We start from the raw sequence: 12,987 nt of genomic DNA on the forward strand, positions 1-12,987 counted from the left end.
GGGAGGAGACATGCCAGTGCCGACCACGCTGACCCTCGACGGCATGTGCGACGACGTCGCGTCGCTGCTCGACGAGCCGGTGTCACCCGACGAGGATCTGCTGGAGCGCGGCCTCGACTCGATCGGGCTGATGCGGCTCGCCGCCCGCTGGGCCGGCGCGGGTCTCACCTTCGCCCAACTCATCGAGCTGCGCACCGTCCGACAGTGGCACGCGCTGGCCCACCCGGCGTCGCCCGTCGACGAGCCGGCCGCCGTCGCCGACGACGAGGTGACGGTCGACCCGGACGAGCCGTTCGCCCTGGCGACCATGCAGCACGCGTACTGGGTCGGGCGGGCCGGTGAGCAGGCCCTCGGCGGTGTGGGGGCGCACTTCTACAACGAGTTCGACGGCCGTCAGGTGGACCCGGACCGGCTGGACCGGGCCGTTCGAGCCCTGGTGCGCCGCCACGACATGCTGCGCGCCCGCTTCCTCGACGACGGCCGGCAGCAGATCACCCCGGACGGCGCGTGGCCCGGCCTGACCGTGCACGACCTGCGTGACCTGCCGGCGTACGAGCGGGACCGGCGGCTCGCCGACCTGCGCGCCACCCTCTCGCACCGCACCCTGCGGGTGGACCGGGGCGAGGTGTTCGACGTCCAGCTCTGCCTGCTGCCCGACGGGGCGAGCCGGGTGCACGTGGAGATCGAGATGCTGGTCGCCGACGCGCACAGCTTCCGGGTGCTCCTCGGCGACCTCGCCCATCTCTACCGCCGGCCCGACGAACCGCTGCCGCCCATCGGCTACAGCTATCCCCAGTATCTGGCCACCCACGAGCGGCGTCGGGCCGACGCCCGCGAGGCCGCGGCCGGCTACTGGCGCCAGCGGGTGCCCGACCTGCCCGGCGGGCCCGACCTGCCGGTGGCAGTGGCCCCGGAGCGGGTCAGCGGGCACCAGGTGGTCCGCCACCACCACTGGCTCTCCGGCGCCGACCGGGACCGGCTCGCCGCCCGCGCGCGCGAGCACGGCGTCACCCTGTCGATGGTGTTCCTGACGGCCTTCGCCGAGGCCCTGGCCGCCTGGAGCAGCCGGCAACGCTTCCTGCTCAACCTGCCGCTGTACGACCGGACGCCGTACCACGCGGACGTGCCGTTGCTCAGTGGGGACTTCACCAACCTGCTGCTGCTGGAGGTCGACGCCACCGACGAGGTGCCGTTCGTCGACAGGGCCCGCCGCCTGGGCGAGCAGTTCGCCCGGGACGTGGCGCACAGCGCGTACTCCGGAGTGGACGTGCTGCGCGACCTGGCCCGCGCCCGCTCCGACCGGGCCGTGCTCGCCCCGGTGGTGTTCACCAGCGCGCTCAGCCTCGGCGACCTCTTCGGCGCGGACGTGCGGGAGTGCTTCGGCGACCCGGTGTGGACGTCGTCGCAGACCCCGCAGGTGTGGCTGGACAACCAGGTCACCGAGCGTGAGGGGGGCCTGTACCTCAACTGGGACGTGGTGGCGGAGCTGTTCGGACCGGGTGTGTCGGAGGCGATGTTCGCCGCGTACGTCCGGCTGCTGGCCGGCCTGATCGACGGGGACTGGGCCGCGTCGCCGGGCGACCTGCTGCCGCAGGAGCAGCGGGAGGTCCGGCGGCTGGCGAACGACACCGCCGCGCCGATCACGCCCGGCCTGCTGCACGACGGGTTCTTCGACACCGCGGCCCGGGAGCCGGCTCGGGTGGCGCTGTGCGGTGACGGGGTGGCGGCGTCCTACGGGGAGCTGGCGGGAAGAGCGTTGACGCTGGCGGGGGCGCTGGCGCGGGCCGGGGTCGCGTCGGGTGACGCGGTGGGCGTGTGCCTGCCCAAGGGCGTCGACCAGATCGTCGCGGTGCTGGGAGTGCTCGCCGCCGGTGGCGTGTACGTGCCGGTCGGCATCGACCAACCCGCCGCCCGGCGCGGCCGGATCTGGCAGCGGGCCGGCGTCAGGGCGGTCGTCGGCGCGGACGGGCTCGACCCGGCCGGTGACGGCGGCCCGCCCCTGGACGGCTGCGTTCCCGGGGACGCGGCGTCGCTGGCGTACGTCATCTTCACCTCCGGCTCCACGGGCGAGCCCAAGGGCGTCGAGGTGCCGCACTCCGCCGCCGGCACCACCATCGAGGCCATCCGCCAGCGGTTCGACATCAGCGCTGACGACCGGGTCCTCGCCGTGTCGGCGCTGGACTTCGACCTGTCGGTGTTCGACATCTTCGCCCTGCTCGGCGTCGGCGGCGCGGTGGTGCTGATCGGCGAGGAGCAGCGACGCGACGCGAACGCCTGGCGTCGGCTCGTCGACACGCACCGGGTCACCGTCTGGCAGTCGGTCCCCGCGCTGCTGGACATGCTGCTGACCGCCGCCGAGGCCGACGGCGGGCTGGACCACCTCCGGCTCGCCCTGCTCGGCGGTGACTGGGTCGGCCTGGATCTGCGCGACCGCCTGGTGGCGCTGCGCCCGGACGCCCGGCTCGTCGCCCTGGGCGGCACCACCGAGACCGCCATCCACTCGACAGTCTTCGAGGTCGGTGCGGTGCCGGCGCACTGGCGGTCCATCCCGTACGGGGTTCCGCTGCCCAACCAGCGCTGTCGCGTGGTGGACGGGCGGGGGCGCGACTGCCCGGACTGGGTGGTGGGGGAGTTGTGGATCGGTGGCGCGGGGGTGGCGGCCGGCTACCGGGGAGATCCGGAGCGCACCGCGCAGCGGTTCGTGACGTATGACGGGGTGCGCTGGTATCGCACGGGTGACCTGGGCCGGTACTGGCCGGACGGGACCCTGGAATTCCTGGGCCGGGCGGACTTCCAGGTCAAGATCCGGGGTCATCGCATCGAGTTGGGTGAGGTCGAGGCCGCGCTGACCGACTGCCCCGGCGTCCGGGAGGCAGTCGTGGTGGCCGTGGGCACCAGCACCCGCCGGCTCGCCGCAGCCGTCGTACCCGAGGCGTCCGACGTGGACCCGGAGGCCGTACGGGCGTTCGTCGTGGACCGGCTGCCCGCGTACATGGTGCCCGAGCACGTCGCCGTGCTCGACGCGCTGCCCCTGAGCGGCAACGGCAAGATCGACCGCCCGGCGTTGGCACGACGGCTCGCCGAGGGCGCCGGCAGGTCCACAGCGGTCGAGCCACCCGTCGGACCGGTCGAGACGGCGCTGGCCACCCTCTGGGCCGACCTGCTCGGCGTACCGACCGTCGGCCGCGCCGACAGCTTCTTCACCCTCGGCGGGGACAGCCTGCTCGCCACCCGCCTGCTCGGGCGGATGCGCTCGGCCGGGCTGGCCGGCGGACAACTGCGCCGCCTCTTCGCCGAGCCGACCCTCGCCGGGTTCGCCGCCGGGGTACGCCTCGACACGGGCGCCACGCTGACCGGGACCTTCGTGGCCGACCCGGCGCACCGCCACGAGCCGTTCCCGCCAACCGACGTGCAGCGGGCGTACTGGATGGGTCGCAGCGGCGACTTCGCCCTCGGTGAGGTCGGCTCCCACTGGTACTGGGAGTTCGACGGCGAGGACGTCGACCTCGACCGGCTCACCGCGGCCTGGAACCGCCTCGTTCGCCGGCACGAGATGCTGCGGGCCGTCTTCGACCCCGACGGACGCCAACGCGTCCAGCCCGAGGTGCCCGAGGTGAGCATCGAAGTCGGCGAGGGCGAGGCCGCGCTCGCCGACCTGCGCGAGCGGCTGTCACACCGGGTCGCCGACCCGACCCGCTGGCCGCTGGTGGCCATCGAGGCCGTCCGGTACGGCGAGCGCCGCGTCCGGCTGGCGTTCAGCTTCGACTACATCGTGCTCGACGCGCTCAGCATCGTGACCGTCTTCGCCGAGCTGTCCGCCCTCTACGTCGACCTCGACGCGCCGCTGCGCCCGATCGGCGTGTCGTTTCGCGACTACGTCCTCACCGCCCGGCCCGACGAGGCGACAGTCGAGGCCGACAAGCGCTACTGGTCGGCGCAGGCCGCGGAGCTGCCCCCCGCGCCGCGGCTGCCGCTCGCCGTCGACCCGGACCGGGTGCGCGCCCCCCGCTTCGTCCGCCACGCGGCGCGGCTCGGCCCCGCCGATTGGACCGCCCTGGTCGGCGCCGCCCGCGCCCACGGGGTGAGCCCGGCCGCCGTGCTCGCCACCGCGTACGCCGAGGTGCTGTCGGCCTTCAGCGCGCGGCCGGACCTCACCCTCAACCTGACCCTCTTCGACCGCCGCGAGGTGCACCCCGACATCGACCACGTGCTCGGCGACTTCACCTCGCTGCTGCTCGTCCCGCACCGCCCCGGCGCGGCCGACGACTTCCTGACCGTGGTACGCCGCCTGCAGGAGCGCATGTGGGACGGCCTGGAGCACAACGCCGTCTCCGCCATCTGGGTGCTGCGGGAGATCGCGCGGCGCACCGGCGCCCCCGCCGCCATGCCTGTCGTCTTCACCAGCGCGCTGGGCATCAGCGACGAACTGGTGAGCATGTCCCTGCCGTTCGGCGAGCAGATCTGGGGCGCCTCGCAGACCCCGCAGGTGTGGCTGGACAACCAGGTCATGGAACGCGACGGTGGCCTGAGCATCAACTGGGACGTGGTGGCGGAGCTGTTCCCGCCCGACGTGGTGGAGACGATGTTCGCCGCGTACGTCGAGCTGCTGACCGCCCTCGCGGCCGGGAACTGGGCGCGGCCCGTGCCGGTTGGGCTCCCCGCCGGGCAGCGGGCGGTGCGTGAGCGGGTGAACGCGACGGCCGCGCCGATCATGCCCGGTCTGCTGCATGACGGGTTCTTCGACACCGCGGCCCGGGAGTCGGCTCGGGTGGCGTTGCGCGGTGACGGGGTGGCGGTGTCCTACGGGGACCTGGCCGCGCGGGCGTTGACGCTGGCCGGGGCGTTGGCGCGGGCCGGGGTCGCGCCCGGTGACGCGGTGGGCGTGTGCCTGCCCAAGGGCGTCGACCAGATCGTCGCGGTGCTGGCTGTGCTCGCCGCCGGTGGCGTGTACGTGCCGGTCGGCGTCGACCAGCCGGTGGTCCGGCGGGAGCGGATCCTCACCCGCGCCGACGTGAAGACGGTCGTCGGCGCGGACGGGCTCGACCCGGCCGGCGACGGCGGCCCCGCCCTCGACGGCTGCGTCCCGGTGGAGCCGGCGTCGCTGGCGTACGTCATCTTCACCTCCGGCTCGACCGGCGAGCCCAAGGGCGTCGAGGTGTCCCACGCGGCGGCCGGGAACACCATCGCGGCGGTCAACGAACGGCTGCGCCTCGGCCCGGACGACCGGGTCCTCGCCGTGTCAGCGCTGGACTTCGACCTCTCGGTGTACGACATCTTCGCCCTGCTCGGCGTCGGCGGCGCGGTGGTGCTCGTCGAGGAGGGGCAGCGACGCGACGCCCGCGCCTGGCTGCGGCTCGTCCGCGAGCACGACGTCACCATCTGGAACACCGTGCCCGCCCTGCTCGACATGCTGCTCACCGCGGCCGGCGACGAACCGCTCGACGCGTTGCGGCACGCCCTGGTCTCCGGCGACTGGGTCGGCCTGGACCTGCGCGACCGGCTGGTCGCCCGCCGACCGGACGCCCGGCTGACCGCCCTCGGCGGCGCCACCGAGGCGGGCATCTGGTCCAACGCCTTCGAGGTCGGCGAGGTGCCGGCGCACTGGCGGTCCATCCCGTACGGCTTCCCACTGCCCAACCAGCGCTACCGGGTCGTGGACGGGCGGGGGCGCGACTGCCCCGACTGGGTGGTGGGGGAGTTGTGGATCGGTGGGGCCGGGGTGGCGGCCGGCTACCGGGGCGATCCGGAGCGCACCGCGCAGCGGTTCGTGAGCCATGACGGGATGCGTTGGTATCGCACGGGTGACCTGGGCCGGTACTGGCCGGACGGGACCCTGGAGTTCCTGGGGCGGGCGGATTTCCAGGTCAAGATCCGGGGTCATCGCATCGAGTTGGGTGAGGTCGAGGCCGCGCTGACCGACTGCCCCGGCGTGCGCGAGGCAGTCGTGGTGGCCGTGGGCACCAACACCCGCCGGCTCGCCGCAGCCGTCGTGCCCGAGCCGGGCGTCACCCTCGACCCGGACGCCACCGGGGCGTTCGTCGTCGACCGGCTGCCCGCGTACATGGTGCCCGAGCACGTCGCCGTGCTCGACGCGCTGCCGCTGAGCGGCAACGGCAAGATCGACCGAGCGGCGGTGGTCACCCTGCTCGCCAGTGGAGACAGCGGACCGGCCGACGAGCCACCCCACGCCGGCCTGGAGAGCGACCTCGGCGCGCTCTGGGCGGAGCTGCTGAACTGCCCCGTTCCCGGCCGCACCCGCAACTTCTTCAGCCTCGGCGGGGACAGCCTGCTCGCCACCCGCCTGCTGGCGGAGCTGCGGGAACGCTACGGCGTCGACCTGCCGATGCGCGGGCTGCTCGACCGACCAACCATCGCGGACCTGGCCACCGCCGTGCAGCACGCCGCCGGCACGTACGAGGAAGGCGCGATTTAACGCTTCCCCAAGGATGAATCCAGGGGATTCCCGGCTCAGACCGCATTCGACCCCGTACCTCGAAAGGAGGTGATCGCATGTCTGACGTCGTCAGCACCGGCACGGTCGCGCTCTACCGTGGCGAGGATCGTCCTCGCGGCGTTCGCGTCGCGGCAAGCGGTGAAACCGCAGGCCGCGCACTCGAAGACTCTGACGTTCAACCCGATGCGCTGCTTGGCTCTCGCCGCGCACGAGGAGCACGTCATGGTCGTGTAGGCGGGCGGAACGAGCACCACCTTCCGGCCCGCCCGCGTGCCCTGCTGGATCAGTTCCCGCTTTGCCGCGCCGATCGCGGCGTCAGCGGCCTTACGTGCCATCGTGGACCTGGCCAGGAACGTCGGTTTGAAATCCTCCACGGCGATCACCTGATGGTGGTCGACGACCCGTTTCGCCCACTGCCGGGAGTCGTGGCTGTTCTGCCGGGCGGCCTTCTTGTGCAGCTTCGCCGCCGCGCGCTTGGCCCTGCGGTAGCCGTTGGACTGTCCGTGCCCACCGGATCGACGGCGACGGGACATCTTCCGCTGCGCTTTGGCCAGTTCGGCGGCGCACCGCCTGCGATGCCCGAGGTGCGGCAGGTCGAATCGCGCGTCGGTGGTTGTGGCGGTGGTCTTCACGCCCCAGTCAACCCCGATTACCCCGGACGCCTCGGGCGCGGCGGCGGCCTCGCGGCGGACGACGAACGACGCGTACCAGTGCCCCAGGCTGTCTTGGTAGACGCGCACGCTGGTCGGCGGAGACGGCAGATCCCGCGACCAAACGACTGGCACGGTGACACCACGGGCAAGGCGCAACCGCCCGTCGGCGATGGTGAAGCCGCGCAGGGTGTATTCCATGCTGGGCAACGACCGTTTGCGGGTCTTCACCGTCGGCAGCCCACGCCCTTTGACACTGAACGACTGGCGCAACGAGGCCGCGTAGGTACGAAGGGTCTGTTGCTGGGCGACCTGCGAGCCGTCGCGCAGCCACGCGTTTCGCGCGCGGGCCTCAGTGAGCATCTTGGACAGGCCGCCGAAGGTGGGCTTCGCGCCGATCTTCTGCTGGTGCACTGCCTCGTTCCACAGGAATCGGCAGCGACCCCATTCGGCGAGGAGCGCGGCCGTCGCGGTCGCGCCGGGACGCAGCCGGTAAGTGTAACGCACTACCTCCAGCACGGAATTCACTCTAGAACACGACGTCGCCTGGTGCCGGTGTGGATGAGGTCAGATCCAGCGACAATGCCATCCACCTGCGGGTTGTCCACGACGCGCAGTACGGCATCGATTGACTCGTCAAGCATGTCGAGGTCAAGTCATCGCGACTTCTGCGGCAGGAATCTTCGCATTTCAAAGTCAGGCTTCCAGATTTCTGGATCAAGGGCTACTTCATCGCCACAAACGGTGCCGCGACCTCGGAGGTGGTCAAGCGCTATGAGGGAAACCAACATAACGCCGAAAGTGATCCCTAACCTCACCACCGCCCACGCCGGGAGCTACTCGGGGTCGGCCATATGAACGGGCAGGACCTCATCGCCGAGCTGGCGCAGTTCGGTGTGCAGCTCTGGGAGGAAGACGGCCAGCTCCGCTTCCGGGCCCCCACCGGCGTTCTCACCGACCAGCGCCGCGCCGCGTTACGCGAGCACCGGGAGCAGGTGCTGGCCGTGCTGCGCGACGCCGCCGCGCCCACCGCCGTGCCGCACCCCGAGCAGCGGTACGAGCCGTTCCCGCTCACCGACGTGCAGAGCGCGTACCTGCTCGGGCGGGGCGACTCGTTCGCCTACGGCGGGGTCGGCTGCCACGGCTACGGCGAACTGACGTTTCCCGAGCTGGACGTGGACCGGCTGGAACGCGCCTGGCACGAGGTAGTCGCCCGGCACGACATGCTGCGGGCCGTCGTCAACCGCGACGGCTCCCAGCAGGTACGACCCGACGTGCCGGCGTACCGCATCGAGGTGCGCGACGCCGACGCGGCCGGCTTCGCCGACGCGGTGGCCGCCACCCGGGCGGAGCTGGACCACCGCCGCTACGACCCGCAGCAGTGGCCGCTGTTCGCGTTGCGGGTGACCCGCGGCCCGCACCGCAGCGTCCTGCACTTCTCGATCGATTTCCTGATCTGCGACTTCGTCAGCATCAACATCCTGCTCGACGAGCTGGGCCGCCGCTACGCCGGTGAGCCGCCCACCGACGAGCTGACGCTGACGTTCCGCGATCACCTGCTGGCCACCGAACCGCTGCGCGGCGGCCCCCGCCACGACGCCGACCGGGACTGGTGGCTGGCCCGGCTCGACGACCTGCCTGCGGCGCCGGAGCTGCCGCTGCGCGGTGACGCCACGGCCGCGCCGCCCCGCTTCCGTCGCCTCGACCTGCGGCTCGACCCGATCGAGTGGGCCGGGTTGCGCCAGCGCGCCGGGCAGCACGGCGTCAGCCCGTCGGGCGCGGTGCTCGCCGCGTACGTCGAGGTGATCGCCGCGTGGAGCGTGCACCCGCGCTTCACCGTCGACGTCACCCTGCTCAACCGGACGCCGACGCACCCGCAGGTGGACCGGATCGTCGGCGACTTCACCTCGGTCAGCCTGCTCGCCGTGGAGCAGAGCCCGGACGCGCCGGTGCAGGAGCGGGCCAAGCGCATCCAGGCGCAGCTCTGGTCCGACCTGGACCACCGCCGGTTCTCCGGCGTCGACGTCGTCCGCGAGCTGGCCCGCCGTCGGGGCGCCGACGCCGCGCTGATGCCCATCGTCTTCACCAGCGCCATCGGGCTGGGCGGCGACACCGGCGTGGAGGGCTTCGGCGAGCTGGGGTACGGCATCAGCCAGACCCCGCAGGTCTGGATCGACTGCCAGAACATCGAACGCTCGGGTGGGCTGGCCACCAACTGGGACGTCCGCGAGGGCGTCTTCCCCGACGGTGTGGTCGACGAGATGTTCGCCGCGTACACCGCGTTGCTGCGCCGGCTGGCAGCCACCGACGAGGCGTGGGAGGAGCTGGCCCCGGTGGCGCTGCCCGAGGCGAGCGCCCGTCGCCGCGCCGAGGTCAACGACACCGCCGCGCCGCTGCCCGACGGGCTGCTGCACGAGGGGGTGCTCGCCCAGGCGCTGCGAACCCCGGACCGGGTGGCCGTGGTGGCCGCCGACGGCACCCTCACCTACCGGCAGCTCACCGGCCGTGCCACGGCGGTGGCCGCACGGCTGGCCGAGGCCGGCTGCCGGCCCGGTGACCTGGTCGCGGTGGTCGCCGACAAGGGCTGGCGGCAGGTGGTCGCGGTGTTCGGCGTCCTGCTGGCCGGTGGGGCGTACGTGCCGGTCGACACGAACCAGCCGCCCGTGCGCCGCGACCTGATCCTCGACGGCGCGGGTATCCGGCACGTCCTCACCGAGGCCGACCGGGTGGAGGGCCACTGGCCGGCGCGGGTGACGCCGATCGCGGTGGACGACCTCGACGGGCCGGCGCCGACGGCAGTGCCGGCCCGCGCGGTCGGCCCGGACGACCGCGCGTACGTCATCCACACCTCCGGGTCGACCGGCACCCCGAAGGGCGTGGTGATCACCCACCGGGCGGCCCTGAACACCGTGGCGGACATCAACACCCGGTTCGACGTGTCACCGGACGACCGCGTCCTCGGCCTGGCCAGTCTGGGCTTCGACCTGTCCGTCTACGACCTGTTCGGCCCGCCGGCGGTCGGCGCGGCGCTGGTGCTGCCCGCGCCGCAGCGCCGGGGCGACCCGACCCACTGGGCGGAGCTGGTCGCCGAGAACGAGGTCACCATCTGGAACTCGGTGCCGGCGCAGGTGCAGATGCTCGCCGACTATCTCGCGGCCGCGCCGATGGTCCGGATCCCGTCCTTGCGGCTGGCCCTGCTCAGCGGCGACTGGATCCCGGTCACCCTGCCGGACCAGATCCGCGACCTCGTCCCCGGTCTGGCGGTGGTCAGCCTCGGCGGCGCGACCGAGGCCGCCATCTGGTCGATCATCCACCCGATCGGCCGGGTCGACCCATCCTGGCGCAGCATCCCGTACGGGGTGCCGCTGACCAACCAGACCTGGCACGTCCGGGACGCGGCGCTGCGGCCTCGCCCGGACTGGGTCGCCGGGGAGCTGTACATCGGCGGGGCCGGGCTGGCGCTGGGCTACCTCGGCGACGAGGCGCGCACCGCCGAGCGGTTCGTCACCGACCCGTCCAGCGGCGAGCGGTTGTACCGCACCGGTGACCTGGGCCGCTATCTGCCCGACGGCACGATCGAGTTCCTCGGCCGGGAGGACTTCCAGGTCAAGATCCGCGGCCACCGGATCGAGCTGGCCGAGGTCGAGTCGGCGTTGCTGGCGCACCCGGGCGTGGGCGGGGCGATCGCGGTGGTCGACGGCGACCGTCCACTGGAGCGGCGGCTCGCCGCCGTCGTGCAGCCTGCCGCCGTCGAGCCCGGCCCCGGGCAGCCGGTCGACCCGGCCGGACCCACCGCGGCCGGGTCGGCGCTCGTCGCCGGGACCGACCTGGGCGCGTACGAGGCGTACCTGCACGAGCTGGACCAGCTCGGCCTCGCCGCCATGCTGGACACGCTGCGCGCCGCGGGTCTCGCGCTCGACGACCGCCCGCACCGCCTGACCGAGGTGTACGCGGCCACCCGCGTCGCACCCCGGCACCGCCGGCTGCTGCGCCGCTGGCTGCGGGCGCTCACCGACAGCGGGGTGCTGCGGCACGACGACGACGGTTACCGGCTGGCCAGCGGGCCACCGCCGGCCGCGCGGGCCTGGGACGCGGTGGCCGAGCGGGCGGCGGCGGTCGGGGAGTCCCCCGAGCTGGTCCGCTACTTCCAGGCCAGCGCCGCGGCGCTGCCGGCGCTGCTGCGCGGCGACGAGGACCCCCTCGCGCTGCTCTTCCCCGGTGGTGAGCTGGAGGTGTCGGACAACCTCTACGCCGACGCCCTGTTCAACAGGTGGGCCAACGCGGTCGCGGCGGCGACCGTCCGGTCACTGGCCGAGCGGCTGGACGGGCCCGTGCGAATCGTCGAGGTCGGCGCCGGGTCCGGCGGTACGACCGCTGCGGTGCTCGACGCACTGGACGGTCTCGACGTCGACTACCTCTACACCGACCTGTCGGCGTTCTTCCTCGGCGCCGGCCGGCAACGCTTCGCCGACCGGCCGGGGCTGCGTTTCGCGCAGCTCGACCTCGACGCCGACCTGGCCGGGCAGGGGATGGCGCCGAACAGCGCCGACATCGTGATCGCCGGCGACGTCCTGCACGCCACCCGGGACGTACCGGCCACCCTGGCCCGGCTGCGCGGACTGCTCGCCCCCGGCGGGCACCTGGTGCTGCTGGAGATGACCCGGGAGCACTACCAGATCATGACGTCGCTGGAGCTGCTGGTGCGGCTCGACGACGACCTGGGCGACTTCGCCGACCTGCGCCACGGCACCGACCGCACGTTCCTCACCGGCGACGAGTGGCGTGGTTTGCTCGCCGCCGCCGGGGCGTCGCCCGTACTCGACCTGCCGCCGGCCGCCGACCCGATGGCCGGGCTCGGCATGCGCATCATCGCCGCGCGGGTGAAGGCCGACCGGCGGCGGGTGGTGCCCGACGAGCTGCGGGCACACCTGACCGACCGGCTGCCCGACTACATGATCCCGAGCGTGCTGCAGGTGGTCGACGAGCTGCCCCGCACGGCCAACGGCAAGCTCGACCGCACGGCCGTACGCCGGCTGGTGGCGGCCACGACGGCCGGTCCCGAGGCGACCGCCGCGGCCCCGCTCACCGAGTTGGAGGAGCAGATCGCGGCCGTCTGGGCCGACGTGCTGCGGGTGGAACGGGTCGGGCGGGACGCGGACTTCTTCGCCCTCGGCGGTGACTCGCTGCTCGCCGCGAAACTCGCCGGTCAGCTCGCCGAGCGGGTGCCGGCCGCCGCCGACGTGTTCTTCGACGAGTTGCTGCGCCGAATCCTGGAGCACCCGACCGTCGCCGACCTGGCCGATCACCTGGCCGCCGTCGGCGGCGGCCGGCCCGACGAGGAGCCGGCCGTCAGCGACACCGGCGAGGTGGTGACGCTGGCCGGCGAGGGCCCACCCCGCTACGTGCTGGTGCACGACGGCAGCGGCGGCCTCGACGGGTACGCCGGGCTGGCCGAGCGGCTGGCCGCCACCGGGGCCGTGTGCGGGATCGTCGACGGTGGCCTGCACCGCTACGCGGGTCTCGACCCGGCGCCGCTGGTGCAACGCCTCGCCGCCGACTACACGACCGCGCTGGCCGGGCAGGTGTCGGCCGGGGAGCTGGTGCTGGTGGGGCGGGGTGCGGCCGGGGTCCTGGCGTTGGAGCTGGCCCGGCAGCTCACCGAGTCCGGGGTGGACGTCGCCACCCTGGTGATCGCCGACCCGGTCGACGGCGACGGCTACGGCAGTTCCCCGTACGCGGGTGACGTCACGGTGCTGTGCGCGGCCGAGCCGGACCCGACGAGCGTCAACTGGTGGCGCGACGTGTGCCTGGGCGAGCTGACCGTGCGACGGGTGCCGGACGATCCGGGCGAGTGGGCCGGTCCGATCGCCGGGGACGGCTGAC

General features: G+C 73.4%; 3 protein-coding genes and 1 pseudogene. 3 read left to right on the forward strand and 1 reads right to left on the reverse strand.

Annotated features, from left to right (window positions below; genetic code table 11):
• Positions 1-10 precede the first annotated feature (10 nt).
• Complete coding sequence (locus ACFYPR_RS18440) at positions 11-6,433, forward strand: amino acid adenylation domain-containing protein (RefSeq protein ID WP_387261035.1); 6,423 nt, start codon at positions 11-13, stop codon at positions 6,431-6,433.
• A gap of 35 nt (positions 6,434-6,468) precedes the next feature.
• On the opposite strand, the gene ACFYPR_RS18445 is transcribed toward ACFYPR_RS18440, so the two are convergent.
• A complete protein-coding gene (locus ACFYPR_RS18445; RefSeq protein ID WP_354860748.1) occupies positions 6,469-7,623 on the reverse strand; it encodes a transposase in 1,155 nt (384 codons plus the stop codon).
• A gap of 125 nt (positions 7,624-7,748) precedes the next feature.
• Here ACFYPR_RS18445 and ACFYPR_RS18450 point away from each other — a divergent pair.
• Together ACFYPR_RS18450 and ACFYPR_RS18455 are read left to right on the forward strand one after the other, a co-directional pair.
• Positions 7,749-7,916, forward strand: a pseudogene (locus ACFYPR_RS18450) (transposase); the annotation flags it as partial.
• A gap of 42 nt (positions 7,917-7,958) precedes the next feature.
• Positions 7,959-12,986 carry an amino acid adenylation domain-containing protein gene (locus ACFYPR_RS18455; protein ID WP_387261039.1) on the forward strand — a complete coding sequence of 1,676 codons (5,028 nt, stop codon included), beginning with the start codon at positions 7,959-7,961 and terminating at the stop codon, positions 12,984-12,986.
• Position 12,987 lies beyond the last annotated feature (1 nt).

The sequence above is a fragment of the Micromonospora sp. NPDC005254 genome (assembly GCF_042872525.1).
Lineage (GTDB): Bacteria > Actinomycetota > Actinomycetes > Mycobacteriales > Micromonosporaceae > Micromonospora.